Origin of the sequence: Aldersonia kunmingensis, from assembly GCF_001646865.1 — a bacterium.
GTDB classification, from domain to species: domain Bacteria; phylum Actinomycetota; class Actinomycetes; order Mycobacteriales; family Mycobacteriaceae; genus Aldersonia; species Aldersonia kunmingensis.
The window spans coordinates 37,412-53,723 of record NZ_LRRB01000270.1 but is presented as its reverse complement, the minus strand read 5'-3'; the positions used below and the strand labels follow the sequence as shown (position 1 = coordinate 53,723).

Below are 16,312 nucleotides of genomic sequence, written 5' to 3'. Positions count from 1 at the left end.
ACATACTGGCTTTATGGCTGCACGAGTGCTCGGCGTGACAACACTGGTCCGCGATCTGGGTTTGTGGCGACCCGACGGTGGCCGCGGCGCCCGTCCCACCTACGTGGCTCTCGCCGAGGGAATCCGGATGCTCATCCACGATGGGCGGATCCCGCTCGGCGCAGCACTGCCGAGCGAGCGTGACCTTGCGAGTGCGCTCGAACTGAGCCGGACCACCGTCACCTCGTGCTACGCAATGCTGCGCGAGGAGGGTTACCTGCTCAGTCGCCAGGGTGCGCGCGGCGTGGTCGCCCTGCCGTCGTCCACAACCCCGGTGGGCGTGGGACTGCCCGCGCCGAAGGTCGCGCCAGATCTTCCCTTGGTCGATCTGACCTATGCGGCGCTACCCGCACCGGAGGAGGTGCACGGCGCGTATTCGGCTGCACTCGAACAACTTCCGTCGTACCTGCCCACGCACGGTATGGATCCGCTCGGGATCCCGTTGCTGCGCGAGACAATTGCAGCGCGCTACACAGAGCGCGGCCTGCCAACCGATCCGACGCAGATCCTTGTCACCCTCGGCGCGCAGCACGCGCTGCGGCTGTTGTTCACCATGCTCACCGCACCCGGCGAGCGGGTGCTGATCGAACATCCGACCTACCCCAATGCCATCCAGGCGATCCGTGATGTGGGCGCGCGGCCGGTCCCGCTGCCGCTGCGGCCGGAGCGCGAGGGCTGGGATCTCGATGGAATCCGCAGCGCGGCAAGGCAAACCGCGGCACGGCTGGCATATCTGGTGCCGGACTTCCAGAACCCAACCGGGCTGTGCCTTGGCGTCGAGGGCCGCGCGGAGCTCGCCTCGATCGCGCGGGATACCCGGATGACGATGGTGATCGACGAGTCGATGGTCGATCTCGGACTCGATATGACCCCGCCTCCGCCGGTGGCGTCGTTTGCGCGGGGGCCGGAGGTCATCACGGTCGGGTCGATGTCGAAATCCTTCTGGGGTGGGCTACGGGTCGGCTGGATTCGCGCGAATCGCACAGTGATCGATCGGCTCTTGGGCAGCCGCGCCTCGATGGACCTCGGCACTCCGGTTATGGATCAGCTCGCGGCGGCGGATCTGCTCGCCGATCCCGACGGCCCGCTGGAGCGTCGGCGGGAATTGATCCGCGGGCGGCGGTCAGCGCTGCTCGATGCGCTGTCCGAGCAATTGCCTGATTGGCGGGTCGCGCCGGGACCCGGCGGATTGTCGTTGTGGGTGAAGCTGCCGGGTCCGATGTCGAGCGCGCTGGCCGCGACGGCACCCAACTTCGGCGTGACGCTTGCCGCGGGTCCGCGCTTCGGGATCGAGGGCGCATTCGAGCGGTTCATCCGGCTGCCCTATGCCCAGTCCGAAGCGGATCTGCGGCTTGCGATCAGCGGGATCGCGGCGGCCTATCAGGTGGTCGCGCCGCGAACACCAGCGGCGGCGACTGCGCCGCCGCTGGTGGTCTAACGATTTACTGCCTTACTTCCAGACCTCATCGATCGGGGTGGCGACGCGCGGGGGAGCGGTCGGCACGCCGTTCGGCGTGCGCGAGAAGCGCGGTGCAGGGAGGTGCTGAGTGACACCGTCCACGTCGATCAGGGCACCGCGGGCCGCGATGTGCGCGTTCTGCGGAGCCTCTGCGAAGGTGAGGATCGGCGACGTGCAGGCGTCGGTGCCCTCGAAGATCGCCGCCCACTCGTCGCGGGTCTTCGACTTGAACTTCTCGGTGAAGATCTTGCGCAGCGTGTCCTGGCCGGCCGGGTCGAGCTGACCCGGCAGATCAGCGGCATCGAGCTCGAGCAGACGCAGCAGCTCGGCGTAGAACTGCGGCTCGATCGCGCCCACGGCCATGTACTTGCCGTCGGAGGTCTCGTAGGTGTCGTAGAACGCCATACCGGTGTCGAGCAGGTTGTTGCCGCGCTCGTCGTTCCACATGCCCTGGCCGCGGAAGCCCCAGATCATGTGCGACAGCGCGAGGGCGCCGTCCACCATCGCGGCGTCGACAACCTGGCCCTTGCCCGAGCTCTGGCGCTCGATCAGCGCGGCGAGCAGGCCGAAGATCAGGAACATCGAGCCGCCGCCGAAGTCGCCGACCATGTTGAGCGGCGGCACCGGGCGCTCACCCTTGCGGCCGATTGCGTGCAGCACGCCGGTCAGCGAGATGTAGTTGATGTCGTGGCCGGCCACGGGCGCGAGCGGGCCTTCCTGGCCCCAACCGGTCATCCGGCCGTAGACCAGACGCGGGTTGCGCTCGAGCGTGACATCCGGGCCCAGGCCCATGCGCTCGGTGACTCCCGGGCGGAAGCCCTCGATCAGGATGTCGGCGCGATCGATGAGGCCGAGCACCTTCTCGATATCGGCCGGATCCTTGAGGTTCGCCTCGACGATGGTCCGGCTGCGTAGCTGGGCGTCGGTCGGGACACCCTCGGGGCGGAGGCCGCCGGCCCGCTGGACGCGAACCACGTCGGCGCCGAGATCGGCGAGGAGCAGCGCGGCGTGCGGACCGGGTCCGATGCCGGCGAGTTCAACGACGCGGATGCCTGCGAGTGGACCTTGCTTGCTGGTCACGGTGCTCCCTCGGGTAGATCAAGTTGACGGGATGACAATAACCCGGACATTACTAGCGCTCGCTAGGTCGCCGCGGCTCGGCCAAGAGTTCTCGGCGTCACTCGGTCACAATCCTCAACGTGGGTGTTATGGGTGAACTCTTGGTTGGGCTCGCGATCGCCGTCGGTCTGGTCGGCGTCGTAGTGCCGATTCTGCCGGGCACGGTGTTGATCGCGGCGGCACTGGTGGTGTGGGCGGTTGTCGAGGGCACCGGCGCTGCCTGGCTGGTGTGCGGCATCGGTCTGGTGCTGCTTCTCGTGAGCGGGGTGATCAAGTACACCTGGCCGGGACGGCGGCTGCGCGATGCCGGTGTGCCGAACCGCTCGATCATCATCGGGGGACTGCTCGGCATCGTCGGCTTCTTCATCATCCCGGTGGTCGGGCTGTTTGCCGGGTTCGTGCTCGGCACGTACCTTTCCGAGGCCCAGCGCCGCCGCGATGCTCGCCTCGCCTGGCCCGCGACGATGCACGCGATGAAAGCCGTTGGGCTGTCGATGTTGATCGAGCTCTTCGGCGCGCTGTGCGCTGCGGGGATCTGGCTCGGCGCGGTGGCTGGTAGTTAAACCGGTTGCGGCGGTTCGATTTTCGACATTTGCCCAGTTGGCAAGGCGTGGCCGGGCCCGTCCTTGCGGTGAGGGCCCTCACACTTGCCGGGCCGAGAGGTGTGAAGCACTCACTCGTTGTTACTGTTCGGTAGCTCGGGGGAGGAACGTCGGGGGAATACCGTTCTCGACTCCCGGTGAAGTGCTCGCGCGATGGCGCGCATGGGCAATGAACACGGAGACAAAATGCAACCAGGTAGTCAGTCAGCCAGTCGGCGGGCCATGTCCAGGCTTCGCCGCGTCGCTGCGATCGCGTTGCTTGGCGTCGTTGGCGGAGCGACGCTCGGCGTGACGCCGGCCGCAGCAGCACCGGTCGGTCCCTTCTACACCCCGCCGGCGCAGTACTCGACCGAGCAGGGCGCGGTCATCAAGACCGAATCGGTGGGCGTTCTCGCCGCGGTGCCGGTGCGCACGGGCTGGCCGGTCCCGGCGCAGAAGGTGATGTACACCTCGCGCCTGCAGGACGGGACGCCGACCGCGGTGACCGGAACGTTCATCGACTCGAGCGCGCCGTGGAACGGGCCGGGTCCCCGCCCGACCGTCGTCATCGCCCCGGGTACGCAAGGGCAGGGTGACCAGTGTGCGATCTCGGTGGCGCTACCCACCGGCATGATCGTCGACCCGGGCGGGCTTTCGCTGTCTGCGAATCAGGAACTGCCGGGGGCGGCGCTCTGGAATCTGATGGGTGCGCGGGTATTCATCACCGACCACATCGGACTCGGCACGCCCGGCGTTCATACCTACGTCAACCGCGCCGAGGGTGCTCACGCGGTGCTCGACGCGGCTCGCGCCGCGAACCGTCTCTCGAACACGGGACCGGAAACGCCCCTGCTGTTCTGGGGATACTCGCAGGGTGGCGGTGCGACCGCCGCGGCAGCCGAGTTGCAGCCCACGTATGCCCCGGAACTGAATCTGAAGGGCACCTGGGCCGGCGCGCCGACGGCCGATATCGGCGCGGTGCTCCGGAAGGTGGACGGCGCTCTCATCGGCGGCGCGATCGGGTTCGCCATCAACGGACTTGTCGCGCGCTATCCGGAGTTGCAGGGGTCGGTGGACCGGATCGCTTCGCCCGAGGGCCAGGCCTTGCTGGCGACGCTCGGCAACGAGTGCATCGGTGACGTCATCTTCAAGCACCCGTTCATGAAGACCACCAGCCTGACTGCCGATCACCGACCGCTCTTCGAGCATTTGGCATCGGATCCCGCCGCCATGCGCGCCATTGCCGACCAGCGCATCGGCCGCCTGACCCCGACCAGTCCGGTGCTGATCACCAGCGGCATCAACGACGACACGGTGCCGTATCCGCAGGCTCGTCAGCTTGCCGTGGATTGGTGCGATAAGGGTGCCCCGGTCACCTTCCGCACCAACCACTTCCCGCCGCTCGCGCCGGGTACCACGATCCCCGGCCACTTCGGGCCCGAGATCGTTGACGCTTACGTCGCCAACAATGTCGTCCCATACCTCATGGATCGCTTGGGCGACAAGCCTATTGGTGGCTGCAGTATCGCCTGAGTCGGACTGCGCTCCGACTGCGCGGCGTGGAGTTCACTGAACTCCACGCCGCGCAGGTCTATCGCTTGGCGGTGCATCGCGCTTGTGCCGGGCAGCGCGAACCCGTTCCGCACCAAGTGAGTTGACGATCGGGCGAGTTATCCGGGCGTGCCCGGCTCCGGGTCGATGGCGGGCAGCGGCTTGGTATCGCCGCCGGCCCGCGCGGCAACCGCGGGCATCTCGAGCGTGCGATCGCCACCAGGTGGCGGGGTCGGCTCGACAGGCAACCGGTAGAACTTCCGGGCGTTCGTGCGAAGAACCGCCTCGAGATCGTCGCCGACGCAGTCCGCGATCAGATCGATATCGGCCTCCTCGAACGCACGCCGCGCCCTGGTGCCGGGCAGGTCGGAGCCGAACATGAGCGCCTCGGGATTGACCCGGTGGATCTGCCGAAGCGCTTGGGAGACATCGAGATTGACCCGGCCGAAGCCACTGGCCTTCACCCGGACACCGCGGTCGACGAGGTTGAGCACGTACCGCATGGCGTTACGGGACATGCCGACGTGGTCGATGCTCAGCGCGGGCAGCTTCACCAAAACCGGTTCGAGCGAGCCGAGAATCTGTCCGTCGGTGTAGAACTCGGCATGCCAGCCGGCGAGCTCGTGTGCGCGCAACGCCTGCTCGGTGAGCCGCCCGATATCGGTGGCACCCCGTTTGAGGTTGAAGCGAATCGCGCGCACGCCGAGCCGATCGAGCGAGATGATGTCGTCATCGGTGGCGTCGGCGTCGAGCTGGGTGACGCCGACCCAGCCCGGTCCGAGCTCGCGCAGCGCCGCCACCAGATAGCTTTGGTCGGTGCCCTGGAACGACCCGCTCACCACGGCACCGCCGTCGACGCCGAACCCGGACATGCGTGCGCGATAGTCCGCAATCGTGAACGGTGCCGGTAGGAAGCCGTCGTTCTCGACGAGTGGGAATCGTGGATCGATGATGTGCAGATGGGCGTCGAACACGTCTACCAGAATGCCGTACGGGACAAGTCCGCCCGGAACCGGGCGGATGTCCGGATTGGGTGACTTCGCGGCCCGCTAAGCCTTGTGTGGTTCGCTCGCGCGGAACATCTCGTCGCGCTCGACGACCTTGACCCGCTCGCGTCCCTCGGGCTCGCCCAGCGACCGCTCGTGCGCGTCGAGGCGGTACCAGCCGTCCCACGTGGTGTAGGGCACCTGCTTGCTCTCCAGGAACTCGACGATGGCTTGCTCGCCGGGTTCCGCGGCTCCGGCGAAGCGCTCCCGATCTTCGAGCAGGCACGCGATGGTCTCGTTCGCGTCGCCCTTGGTGTGGCCGATCAGGCCGATCGGACCGCGCTTGATCCACCCGGTGACGTACGTGGCGGTCATGAACCGATCCGCGTCGTCGGCGTCTTCGTCAATCAAGACGCGGCCGCCCTCGTTCGGCACGGTGCCGGCCTGATCGTCGAAAGGCAGTCCGGGGATGTTCTGCGACAGGTAGCCGACGGCGCGGTAGACCGCCTGCACATCCCAGTCCCTGAACCGGCCGGTGCCGCGCACATTGCCGGTGCCATCGAGTTCGGTGCGCTCGGTGCGCAGTCCGACGACCTTGCCATCCGCACCGACGATTTCGGTCGGTGACTCGAAGAAGTGCAGGAACAGTTTGTGCGGACGGTCGCCCGCGTCGCGAATTGCCCAGTCCTGCAAGGTGTTCGCGACCATGTCGACCTGCTTGGAATGGCGCCGCGCAGCCTCGGAGCCTGCGTCGTAGTCGATGTCCTCGGGATCCACGATGACTTCGATGGTGGGGGAGTGGTCGAGTTCGCGCAGTTCGAGCGGGGTGAACTTGGCCTGGGCCGGTCCGCGGCGGCCGAACACGTGCACCTCGACGGCCCGGTTGGTCTTCAAGCCGGCGTAGACGTTTGGCGGGATCTCGGTGGGCAGCAGTTCGTCGCCGGTCTTGGCGAGCACCCGGGCGACGTCCAGTGCGACGTTGCCGACACCGAGCACTGCGACCTTCTCCGCCTCGAGCGGCCACTCGCGCGGCACATCGGGGTGGCCGTCGTACCAGGACACGAAGTCCGCGGCGCCGTAGCTACCTTCGAGTTCGATGCCGGGGATCTCGAGCGCGCGGTCGGCGTTCGCGCCGGTGGAGAAGATCACCGCGTCGTAGAAGCGGCGCATGTCTTCGATCGTGATGTCGGTGCCGTAGTCGATATTGCCGAGCAGGCGCACCTCGGGCTTGTCGAGCACCTTGTGCAGGGCGGTGACGATTCCCTTGATCCGGGGATGGTCGGGCGCGACGCCGTAGCGAATCAGGCCGAAGGGCGCAGGCATCCGCTCGAACAGATCGACGCTGACGGATGCATCGGACTTCATCAGGGCGTCCGCGGCGTAAATACCGGCAGGGCCGGCGCCGACGATGGCAACACGAAGCGGGCGGGTCTGATCAGTCATCTGTGTTTTCGGACCTAACTCGATAGGGGGTCGTCAATCGAATAACTTAGGGTAGCTTTACCTTACCTGATGGCCTCCTCCCCGCGAGTCGCGGTGCAAATCTGCGGCGGTACGAGCCATGCTGCGAATGCCCAATTCTATCGGCCCCGAGTCATGCCGCATGCCGCATGCAAGGAATGATCTCCGTCATGAGTGACGACGAGGCCGAGCCCTCCGGCTACGACAATCAGCGCGATTTGCGCACGATCGTCCCCTTCCTGGCGGCCGCTGCGGCGATCCTGCTCGTCGTCGTCTTCATCGTCGTCGCCAACCTGACCTCGCCGGCCGAGGACAACGTCACCGACGTCGACCTGATCGGCACCGCGGCGCAGAGCCTCGCCGCTGCGAAGCGTGACGACAACGAGGACCGCATCAAGTCGGCTACCTGTGCCGGGTTCGCGATCGACTCCTCGCCTATCGCAAATGGCGGTGAGATCAACAAGATTGAAAACGTCCAGGTCGATGGCGATAAGGCGACAGCGGACGTGACCGTCTCAGTCGATGGCAACGAGACGGCGTCGGCGTGGCAATTCACCCGCGTGAACGGGCACTGGGTGGTGTGCAGCTGACCCCGCTCGGTTTGACAAACCCACTGCTCAGCCGGTAAATACCAGGTCAGGTCAAGAGCATCAGCGGCAAGCCCCGGCTCGCTGATCGGCAACCCTCCTCCGCGGTGGGGTGCTCCGGGTGACGACCAGGCCGTGTTCGAAGTGGACCCGGCAAGCGCGGACTCCATGGCAATTCGTAGTGCCAAACGAGTCCCTGGCACGTGAAAGGCAATCGAACGTGAGTTACGCGGGCGATATTTCTCCGAAGCAGGCGTGGGACCTGCTGTGCGAGCATCCAGACTCGGTCCTGGTGGACGTGCGCACGGACGCCGAGTGGCGGTACGTGGGCGTGCCCGACACTTCTTCGATCAGTCGGCCGACAGTCCTCATCGAATGGGTGAGTTATCCCACCGGTTCGCGCAATGACAATTTCGTGGACCAGTTGAAGGAGGCGGGCATTTCCGGCGAGCGGCCGGTGGTGTTCCTTTGCCGCTCCGGCCAGCGCTCGATCGGCGCTGCCAAGGCCGCGACCGCGGCGGGCATCGGCCCGTCCTACAACGTCCTCGAGGGTTTCGAGGGTGCGCTCGACGAGAACGGCCACCGTGGCGCCGAGGGTTGGCGCGCGATCGGCCTCCCGTGGCGGCAGTCATGAGCGGCGGCCCCACCGGCGGCGCGTTCGAGAAGAAGCTGCCCAATAACGTCGGCCCCGGCACGCTGGCCGTGCGCGGCGGCGTGAAGCGCTCTGGTTTCGAGGAGACGTCCGAGGCGCTGTACCTGACCTCCGGCTTCGTTTACGAGAGCGCCGGCGCCGCTGAGGCCGCCTTCACCGGTGAGGTCGAGCACTTCGTCTACTCGCGTTACGGCAACCCGACCGTGGCGATGTTCGAGGAGCGCATGCGGCTGCTCGACGGCGCCGAGGCGTGCTTCGCCACCGCGAGCGGCATGAGCGCGGTGTTCACCGCGCTCGGCGCGCTGCTCGGTGCGGGCGACCGGCTGGTCGCAGCGCGCAGCCTGTTCGGTTCGTGTTTCGTCGTGTGCAATGAGATCCTGCCGCGCTGGGGCGTGGAGACCGTCTTCGTCGACGGCGAGGATCCCGACCAATGGGAGGAAGCCCTCTCGAAGCCCACCACCGCGGTGTTCTTCGAGACTCCCTCCAACCCGATGCAGACTCTCGTGGATGTGCCTCGGGTGGTCGAGCTCGCGCATGCAGCTGGCGCAAAGGTGGTGCTGGACAACGTCTTTGCCACGCCGCTGCTGCAGGACAGCTTCGCGCTCGGTGCGGACGTCGTGGTCTACTCCGGAACCAAGCACATCGACGGCCAGGGTCGTGTGCTCGGCGGTGCGATCCTCGGCGAGAAGGACTACATCGACGGCCCGGTGAAGAACCTGATGCGGCACACCGGCCCGGCGCTGAGCCCGTTCAATGCCTGGACGCTGCTCAAGGGACTCGAGACCATGCCGCTGCGCGTGCGGCAATCGGTGTCGTCGGCATTCGAGATCGCCAAGTTCCTCGAATCGAACGAGGCTGTGAAGTGGGTCAAGTACCCCTTCCTCGAATCGCATCCGCAGTACGACCTCGCCCGTCGGCAGATGAGCGGCGGCGGCACCGTGGTGACGTTCGAGCTCGACGCACCGGAGGATCAGGCCAAGAAGCGCGCCTTCGAGGTGCTCGACGCACTGCGCATCGTCGATATCTCCAACAACCTCGGCGACGCCAAGTCGCTGATCACCCACCCGGCGACCACCACGCACCGCGCGATGGGACCCGAGGGGCGCGCCGCGATTGGGCTCACCGACGGAACGGTGCGGATCTCGGTCGGGCTCGAGGACGTCGAGGATCTGCTCGCGGATCTGGATCAGGCGCTCAGCTAACCCAGGCAGCCGTTGACCCAGGACGGTGGATCGTCACGCGGTTCGACAACATCGTCGTGCCCTACACCAGCGGCATTGTGGATGAACCCGGCGCAACCAACCACACACTCCAGGATGTGTGTGCCCAGGACTTCGCCGACCACCTCTCGATCCTCGGCGACCACAACGCACGCCAACTCGTGCGCAACGCCCTCGACCCCGAACATGCACAACCGGTCGAATGCAGTTTGGTGCTGCCGATCATCGGAGCGATACCAGGCCTGCCCACGGGCTGATCCGAGCACGCGATATCGCGCTAGGTCGAGTGCTCGTCCGAACGCTCAGAACCGCCGGATTGTGTTGATCTCGAAATTCGACAATGGGGTGAGCCCGACCGGAACCCCGCGACCGTAGGCGTTGAACACCTGGCCGAAGCCTGTGTAAATGCCCACGTGTGAGGCGTCGCGGTTGAGGATGATGACGTCACCCGGCATCAAAGCCCAGAGCGGTACCTTCTGACCGACTTCCGCCTGTTCCCAAGTGGTGCGCGGGAGGCTGACGCCTACCTGGCGGAAAGCCCATTGCACCAGCCCTGAGCAGTCCCAGGCATTCGGCCCGGTGCCGCCCCACAGGTAGGGCTTGCCGGTCTGGGTGGTCGCTGCTGCGAGGGCGCCGAGTCCCGCAGGGCTCGGCACAGGTAGTGCGAACCCATCGGATGATCCGGCGCTGCCCGACCCGCTGCTGCCGCCCGACCCGGAGCCACCGCTCCCGGTGGATTGAGCAAGCGCCGGGGCGGCGGGGAGAATCACGGTCGCGGCTATTACCGCGGCGGTGGTGAGAATTTTGCGCATTTTGGGATCGGACATGACGACCGCCCTTCGTTCTGCGGTTGTTATGCGCGTGGCCGGGAAGGTCGCAAGAAGATTACTGCTGTTAGTGGTGTGCCCGATGTGAAATGACGGGAAATTGTGGCGACGAACTTCACCCGTTCGATAGCGAAATTGTTGCCCAAACTAATGTCGTGGTGAGTGTTGCGAGACACAGCCGTGATCGAAGGAGCAGACGTGCCGGAACTCAAGCTCGGATACAAAGCCTCGGCGGAACAGTTCGGACCCCGTGAACTCGTCGAATTGGCAGTCGCCGCGGAGGAGCACGGGCTCGACAGCGCCACCGTGAGCGACCACTTCCAGCCGTGGCGTCACAAGGGCGGACATGCCCCGTTCTCGCTCGCATGGATGACGGCGGTGGGTGAGCGCACCGAGCGGATTCTGCTCGGCACCTCCGTGCTTACCCCGACCTTCCGGTACAACCCCGCGGTCATCGCCCAGGCGTTCGCGACCATGGGCTGCCTGTACCCGGGCCGTGTCATGCTCGGTGTCGGCACCGGTGAGGCGCTCAACGAGATCGCCACCGGCTACGCCGGCGAATGGCCGGAATTCAAGGAGCGCTTCGCGCGGCTGCGCGAATCCGTCGCACTCATGCGTGAACTCTGGACCGGTGGCCGGGTCGACTTCGAGGGCGAGTTCTACAACACCAAGGGCGCCTCGATCTACGACGTTCCCGACGGCGGCATTCCGGTCTACATCGCGGCAGGTGGCCCGGTGGTCGCGCGCTACGCCGGCCGGGCGGGCGACGGCTTTATCTGCACCTCCGGCAAGGGCATGGAGCTCTACAACGACAAGCTCATGCCGGCGGTCGCCGAGGGCGCGGAGAAGGCGGAGCGCAACCTCGACGACGTCGACAAGATGATCGAGATCAAGATCTCCTACGACACGGATCCCGAACTGGCGCTGGAGAATACGCGCTTCTGGGCGCCGCTTTCGCTCACGCCGGAGCAGAAGCACAGCATCGAGGACCCGATCGAGATGGAGCGCGCGGCCGACGAACTGCCGATCGAGCAGGTCGCCAAGCGCTGGATCGTCGGCTCGGACCCGGACGATGTCGTCGCCCGCGTCAAGCCCTACCTCGACGCCGGCCTCAACCACCTTGTCTTCCACGCTCCCGGGCATGACCAGCGCCGGTTCCTCGACCTGTTCGAGCGCGACCTCGCACCGCGCCTGCGCGCGCTGGGCTGAGCACCGCCGCATCCAACAACACCAGAGCGCTCGGCGAGCCGAACCGACCGGTACGGAACGCCGAGCTATTTGGTCGCTCCGCAGGCTCTGCTCCTGCGCACCCTTGCGTCGTAGCAAACCCCTGGCGGACGATTGTTTCGGAGTGGCCGCGGCCGTGGGCCGTCGATTTGAGGCGACGAAGACCCGCGACGGGTCGGCCACCGCCGTTGTTTCACTGCGGGTGATCCCCGCAAGGAGGCAATCGATGTTTGTTCAATGCTTTCACGGCAAGGTTTCCGATTCGGACGGACTACAGCGCTGTATGGACCGTTGGGATCGTGATTTGAGGCCCGGCGCGAGCGGCTTCCTCGGGAGCACCATGGGCATGTGCGACGACGGCACGTTCGTCGCGCTCGCCCGATTCGAGTCTGAGGAAGCGGCCCGCCGCAACAGCGAACGCCCGGAACAGGGTGCGTGGTGGGCCGAGACGGAACGGTGTTTCGACGGTCCGGTGTCGTTCATGGATTGCCCGAACGTCACGGAATGGATGGGCGGTGGCTCCGACGAGGCCGGCTTCGTCCAGGTAATGGAAGGCCACACAACCGATGCGGGCCGGCTCCGCGAGATTCTCGATGAGACCGCAGACCGGCTGCACGAAGTGCGCCCGGAGATCATCGGCGGAACGATCTGCACCAATGGCAACGACGACGTCGTGGAAGTTGCCTACTTCACCTCGGAGGAAGCGGCTCGCGAGGCGGAGAAGATCGAGATCCCCGACGACCTCCGATCGCTTTTCGAGGAAGAGCAGCGTCTGATGGGTGACATCACCTACTACGACCTGCACCAGCCCAAGCTCATCTCCGGATAGCACACCCGCGCTGAGCCGACCGGTGCTCGCTTCATCGGTCGGCTCTCTTATGGCGGGCTAGGCTTCCCCTATGGCTGCCGGGACCGCGCACCACACATCGAGTGTCTACATCGCCGCACCGGAGGGCGATACCGGTAAGTCCACCGTGGCTCTCGGTGTGCTGCAGATGTTGTGCACGCACGCGGCCAGGGTGGGCGTCTTCCGGCCCATCGCGCGCTCCGCGGACAAGCCCGACTTCGTTGTCGAACTCCTGCTCGCCCACGTCACCGCAGACCAGAGCTACGAGGACGCGATCGGCGTTGGGTACGACCAGGTGCACGCCGACCCGGAAGCCGCGATCGCCGAGATCGTGATGCGCTACCACTCCGTCGCCGAAGAATGCGACGCCGTGGTGATCGTGGGCAGCGACTACACCGATATCGCGAGCCCGAGCGAATTGAACTTCAACGCGCGCATCGCGGTGAACCTCGGTGCGCCAGTACTACTCACCGTGCGCGGACTGCACCGGACGCCCGACGAGATCCTGCAACTCGTGGAGTTGTGCCGCGCCGAACTCGCCGTGGAAAAGGCTCATCTCATGGCTGTCGCCGTGAACAGGTGCGAGCTGTCGGATCTCGAACAGGTCAGGTCGGCACTCGCCGGTCTCGCGGAACCGTCCTGGGTGCTGCCGGAAGTTCCTTTGCTTACCGCGCCGACGATGGCCGAACTGAGCGACGCGATCGACGGCGAACTGTACAGCGGTGACCCGGAACTGCTGCAGCGCGAGGTGCTCGACGTGATGGTCGGCGGGATGACTTCCGAACATATCCTGGAACGGCTTACCGACGGCCTGGCCGTGATCGCACCCGCAGACCGCTCCGATGTGCTGCTCGCTCTGGTGAATGCCCATGAGGCCGAGGGCTTTCCGTCGCTGGCCGGAATCATCCTGAACGGCGGTCTGTTGCCGCATAAGTCGGTGGCCCGGTTGGTCGAGGGGATCAAGCCGCGGCTGCCGATTCTCACCACGCACCTCAATACCTATGCCACCGCACGGGCCGCCGCGACGACCCGCGGCCGGGTGGCGGCCGGATCGCAGCGCAAGATCGATACGGCGCTGAATCTGGTGGAGCAGCACATCGATGCGGCAGAACTGTTGCGCCACATCGAGGTACCGATTCCATCGGTGATGACCCCGCAGTTGTTCGAGTTCCAATTGATCGACCGCGCCCGGCAGGACCGCAAACACATTGTGCTGCCCGAAGGTTCGGACGATCGCGTGCTGCGCGCGGCGGGACGGGTGCTGCGCCGAGGCGTCGCCGATCTGACATTGCTGGGCAACGAGTCGGCGGTGCGCAGCCGTGCTGCAGAACTCGGCGTCGATCTCGACGAGGCGCGTGTCGTCGATCCGGTCACGTCGGAGCACGTCGATGAGTTCGCCCGCGAATACACCCGGCTGCGCGCGCACAAGGGCATGACCGAAGAGCGGGCGCACGAATTCGTCACGGATATATCGTATTTCGGCACGATGATGGTGCACCTCGGGATCGCGGATGGCATGGTTTCCGGCGCAGCGCACACCACTGCGCACACCATCCGGCCGTCGTTCGAGATCATCAAAACCCAGACCGGGGTATCGACGGTGTCGAGCGTGTTCCTGATGTGCCTTGCCGATCGGGTACTGGTCTACGGCGACTGCGCGGTCGTGCCGGATCCGACGTCACAGCAATTGGCCGATATCGCCATCTCCTCGGCGGCTACCGCGGCCCAGTTCGGTATCGAGCCGCGCATTGCGATGCTGTCGTACTCGACAGGTGAATCGGGTACGGGTGCCGATGTCGACAAGGTCCGCGCTGCAACCGCACTCGTGCACAAGCGTCGTGCGGACCTGCTCGTAGAGGGCCCGATCCAGTACGATGCCGCCATCGAACCCAGCGTCGCCAGCACCAAGTTGCCTGGATCGCCCGTCGCGGGGCAGGCAACCGTATTCATCTTCCCGGACCTGAACACCGGCAATAACACCTACAAGGCGGTACAGCGCAGCGCCGGCGCGGTCGCGGTGGGTCCGGTGCTGCAGGGCCTGCGCAAACCTGTCAACGACCTATCGCGCGGGGCGCTCGTCACCGACATCGTCAATACGGTGGCCATCACCGCGATTCAGGCACAGGGGATGGCGGAGGAACACGCATGACCGCGACGCTGGTCCTGGTCATCAACTCGGGGTCGTCCTCGATCAAATATCAGCTCGTGGATCCTGTCGGTGGCGATGCGGTTGCCAGCGGACTGGTGGAGCGAATCGGAGAACCCGAGGGGCACATCCGCCACAAGGTCGGCGAGCGCACTGTCGAGCGCCGGGGCAGGATCGCCGACCACACCGAGGGCCTGCGTCAGGTATTCGACCTGTTCGCCGAGACAGGGCAGGACCTCGCTTCCGCAGGTGTCGGGGCCGTCGGGCATCGCGTGGTACACGGCGGCGAGGAGTTCAATGCCCCGACGCTGATCGATGACGACGTGCTCGCCGAAATCCACCGCCTCCGTGAGCTTGCGCCGCTGCACATGCCTGCGAATGCCGCTGGAATCGAGAGTGCGCGGGAACTCCTGCCGGACGTGCCGCAGGTGGCGGTATTCGACACCGCATTCTTCAACGGCCTGCCAGCGGCCGCACGCACCTACGCGATCGACGCGAAAGTCGCGCGCGAGCATGGCATCCGGCGCTATGGGTTCCACGGGACGTCGCACGAGTTCGTGTCCGGCCGCGTAGCGGAGATCCTCGGCAAGGATCCAGCCGAGCTCAACCAGATCGTGCTGCACCTCGGCAACGGCGCATCCGCGTCGGCAATCCGTGGTGGGCGCGCTGTCGACACGACGATGGGGCTGACGCCGCTCGAAGGCCTGGTGATGGGTACCCGGTCCGGCGATATCGACCCAGCGATATTCGGCTACCTCCAGCGGGTCGCCAGTATGGACACCGACTCTGTCGACGACCTCCTGAACCGCAACTCAGGTATCAAAGGACTGAGCGGGGTCAACGACTTCCGGGAACTCGGCGAACTGGTCGAGCTCGGCGACGTTGCCGCCAAACTCGCGTTCGACGTCTACATCCACCGACTGCGCCGCTATATCGGTGCGTACATGGTGGAACTCGGCAGGGTGGACACGATCACCTTCACGGCCGGAGTCGGCGAGAACGATGCGGTTGTGCGCGCCGCAGCCCTGGCCGGTCTGGAAGGCTATGGCATCAGCGTTGACGAGGCTCGGAACAATGCGAAAAGCAAAGTAGCCAGAGTTATTTCGCCCGTCGCCAGCCCGGTTATCGTATTTGTTGTCCCGACCAACGAGGAACTCGCCATCGCGCGCGCCGCGCTGCGCCTAGTCAGAAATCCGGGGCCGTCATAGCGTCGGCGCGCAGATGCGTCTGCCCGGGCCGCAGCAGCGACCCGGGCAGAGGAATCAAGTGCTCTCGTCAGTTGAGCTGGTGTGGATTATTACGACCCGAAGGCCAGGAGTGCTAGGAGGGCGAGAAGCGGGTGGTGGTGGTGATGATGATGATGATGGAACCTGACGTCGTGAATGAGCGGATTCATGAGTAGCCCCTTCTTTCGCTATTCGTGGCGTCGGTGCTGTACTTGATCACCGGCGATGCGTAGTCTGGCACCGCTTTCCACTCGGGAGTCTGTGCGAAATTTGGCAATACTCTGAGGTCTCGGGTGCTGCATGCGTCAGCCGGACGAAGCAGACGGGCAGGTGTGGATGGGGTAACCGGCCTACGCCCGGACTCGATTTCTTGACGGCGGGTCG

Annotated in this window: 15 protein-coding genes and 1 riboswitch; of the genes, 11 read left to right on the top strand and 4 right to left on the bottom strand. The window is 65.8% G+C overall.

Annotation, left to right across the window (positions count from 1 at the left end; all coding sequences use genetic code 11):
• The first annotated feature begins 13 nt into the window (after positions 1-13).
• On the top strand, positions 14-1,477 hold the full coding sequence (gene yczR / locus A8G08_RS21565) for a MocR-like transcription factor YczR (RefSeq protein ID WP_068278684.1): 1,464 nt from the start codon (positions 14-16) through the stop codon (positions 1,475-1,477).
• Positions 1,478-1,489: 12 nt separating this feature from the next.
• On the opposite strand, the gene A8G08_RS21560 is transcribed toward yczR, so the two are convergent.
• Positions 1,490-2,578, bottom strand: a complete 1,089-nt coding sequence (locus tag A8G08_RS21560) for a CaiB/BaiF CoA transferase family protein (RefSeq protein WP_068278682.1) — start codon at positions 2,576-2,578, stop codon at positions 1,490-1,492.
• Positions 2,579-2,706: 128 nt separating this feature from the next.
• Between A8G08_RS21560 and A8G08_RS21555 the strand changes: the two genes are divergently transcribed.
• Positions 2,707-3,180 carry a DUF456 domain-containing protein gene (locus tag A8G08_RS21555; RefSeq protein ID WP_068278680.1) on the top strand — a complete coding sequence of 158 codons (474 nt, stop codon included), beginning with the start codon at positions 2,707-2,709 and terminating at the stop codon, positions 3,178-3,180.
• A 261-nt stretch (positions 3,181-3,441) separates the two neighbouring features.
• The gene (locus tag A8G08_RS21550) at positions 3,442-4,731 is read left to right on the top strand and encodes a lipase family protein (RefSeq protein ID WP_068278678.1); all 1,290 of its coding nucleotides are present in this window, start codon (positions 3,442-3,444) and stop codon (positions 4,729-4,731) included.
• Positions 4,732-4,868: 137 nt separating this feature from the next.
• On the opposite strand, the gene A8G08_RS21545 is transcribed toward A8G08_RS21550, so the two are convergent.
• Positions 4,869-5,723 (bottom strand): amidohydrolase family protein, encoded by an 855-nt coding sequence (locus A8G08_RS21545; RefSeq protein WP_068278676.1) that lies wholly within the window; start codon positions 5,721-5,723, stop codon positions 4,869-4,871.
• Positions 5,724-5,798: 75 nt separating this feature from the next.
• The gene (locus A8G08_RS21540; RefSeq protein ID WP_068278674.1) at positions 5,799-7,178 is read right to left on the bottom strand and encodes an FAD-dependent oxidoreductase; all 1,380 of its coding nucleotides are present in this window, start codon (positions 7,176-7,178) and stop codon (positions 5,799-5,801) included.
• A 188-nt stretch (positions 7,179-7,366) separates the two neighbouring features.
• Here A8G08_RS21540 and A8G08_RS21535 point away from each other — a divergent pair, with 188 nt between their 5' ends.
• The 4 genes from A8G08_RS21535 (at position 7,367) to A8G08_RS21520 (ending at position 9,912) form a co-directional block, all read left to right on the top strand.
• Positions 7,367-7,786, top strand: a complete 420-nt coding sequence (locus A8G08_RS21535) for an Rv0361 family membrane protein (protein WP_157108721.1) — start codon at positions 7,367-7,369, stop codon at positions 7,784-7,786.
• A gap of 49 nt (positions 7,787-7,835) precedes the next feature.
• Positions 7,836-7,949: riboswitch (SAM riboswitch) on the top strand.
• 54 nt (positions 7,950-8,003) lie between these two features.
• Entirely contained in the window at positions 8,004-8,417 is a 414-nt protein-coding gene (locus A8G08_RS21530) for a rhodanese-like domain-containing protein (RefSeq protein WP_068278670.1), read from the top strand.
• On the top strand, positions 8,414-9,637 hold the full coding sequence (locus A8G08_RS21525) for an O-succinylhomoserine sulfhydrylase (RefSeq protein WP_068278668.1): 1,224 nt from the start codon (positions 8,414-8,416) through the stop codon (positions 9,635-9,637). Before A8G08_RS21530 ends, A8G08_RS21525 begins: the two co-directional genes overlap by 4 nt.
• A gap of 56 nt (positions 9,638-9,693) precedes the next feature.
• Positions 9,694-9,912: a hypothetical protein gene (locus A8G08_RS21520; RefSeq protein ID WP_068278666.1), complete on the top strand. Its 219-nt coding sequence runs from the start codon at positions 9,694-9,696 to the stop codon at positions 9,910-9,912.
• Between the two features lie 45 nt (positions 9,913-9,957).
• Here the strand turns inward: A8G08_RS21520 and A8G08_RS21515 are convergent, their stop codons facing one another.
• Positions 9,958-10,467 carry a C40 family peptidase gene (locus A8G08_RS21515; RefSeq protein ID WP_425394590.1) on the bottom strand — a complete coding sequence of 170 codons (510 nt, stop codon included), beginning with the start codon at positions 10,465-10,467 and terminating at the stop codon, positions 9,958-9,960.
• A gap of 213 nt (positions 10,468-10,680) precedes the next feature.
• Between A8G08_RS21515 and fgd the strand changes: the two genes are divergently transcribed.
• From fgd to A8G08_RS21495, 4 genes are all read left to right on the top strand, one after another.
• Entirely contained in the window at positions 10,681-11,691 is a 1,011-nt protein-coding gene (gene fgd, locus A8G08_RS21510) for a glucose-6-phosphate dehydrogenase (coenzyme-F420) (RefSeq protein ID WP_068278770.1), read from the top strand.
• A gap of 244 nt (positions 11,692-11,935) precedes the next feature.
• Entirely contained in the window at positions 11,936-12,538 is a 603-nt protein-coding gene (locus A8G08_RS21505) for a hypothetical protein (protein ID WP_068278768.1), read from the top strand.
• Between the two features lie 70 nt (positions 12,539-12,608).
• Positions 12,609-14,705, top strand: a complete 2,097-nt coding sequence (pta, locus tag A8G08_RS21500; protein WP_068278662.1) for a phosphate acetyltransferase — start codon at positions 12,609-12,611, stop codon at positions 14,703-14,705.
• Positions 14,702-15,910 carry an acetate kinase gene (locus A8G08_RS21495; RefSeq protein WP_068278660.1) on the top strand — a complete coding sequence of 403 codons (1,209 nt, stop codon included), beginning with the start codon at positions 14,702-14,704 and terminating at the stop codon, positions 15,908-15,910. Before pta ends, A8G08_RS21495 begins: the two co-directional genes overlap by 4 nt.
• The last annotated feature ends 402 nt before the right edge of the window (positions 15,911-16,312 follow it).

What these genes read in the sequence shown, in the direction of transcription:
- A8G08_RS21540 (WP_068278674.1), bottom strand. Translation starts at nt 7,178, where the DNA reads ATGACTGATCAGACCCGCCCGCTTCGTGTTGCCATCGTCGGCGCCGGC.
- A8G08_RS21555 (WP_068278680.1), top strand. Translation starts at nt 2,707, where the DNA reads ATGGGTGAACTCTTGGTTGGGCTCGCGATCGCCGTCGGTCTGGTCGGC.
- yczR (WP_068278684.1), top strand. Translation starts at nt 14, where the DNA reads ATGGCTGCACGAGTGCTCGGCGTGACAACACTGGTCCGCGATCTGGGT.
- A8G08_RS21515 (WP_425394590.1), bottom strand. Translation starts at nt 10,467, where the DNA reads ATGCGCAAAATTCTCACCACCGCCGCGGTAATAGCCGCGACCGTGATT.
- A8G08_RS21535 (WP_157108721.1), top strand. Translation starts at nt 7,367, where the DNA reads ATGAGTGACGACGAGGCCGAGCCCTCCGGCTACGACAATCAGCGCGAT.
- A8G08_RS21505 (WP_068278768.1), top strand. Translation starts at nt 11,936, where the DNA reads ATGTTTGTTCAATGCTTTCACGGCAAGGTTTCCGATTCGGACGGACTA.
- pta (WP_068278662.1), top strand. Translation starts at nt 12,609, where the DNA reads ATGGCTGCCGGGACCGCGCACCACACATCGAGTGTCTACATCGCCGCA.
- A8G08_RS21525 (WP_068278668.1), top strand. Translation starts at nt 8,414, where the DNA reads ATGAGCGGCGGCCCCACCGGCGGCGCGTTCGAGAAGAAGCTGCCCAAT.
- A8G08_RS21495 (WP_068278660.1), top strand. Translation starts at nt 14,702, where the DNA reads ATGACCGCGACGCTGGTCCTGGTCATCAACTCGGGGTCGTCCTCGATC.
- A8G08_RS21550 (WP_068278678.1), top strand. Translation starts at nt 3,442, where the DNA reads ATGTCCAGGCTTCGCCGCGTCGCTGCGATCGCGTTGCTTGGCGTCGTT.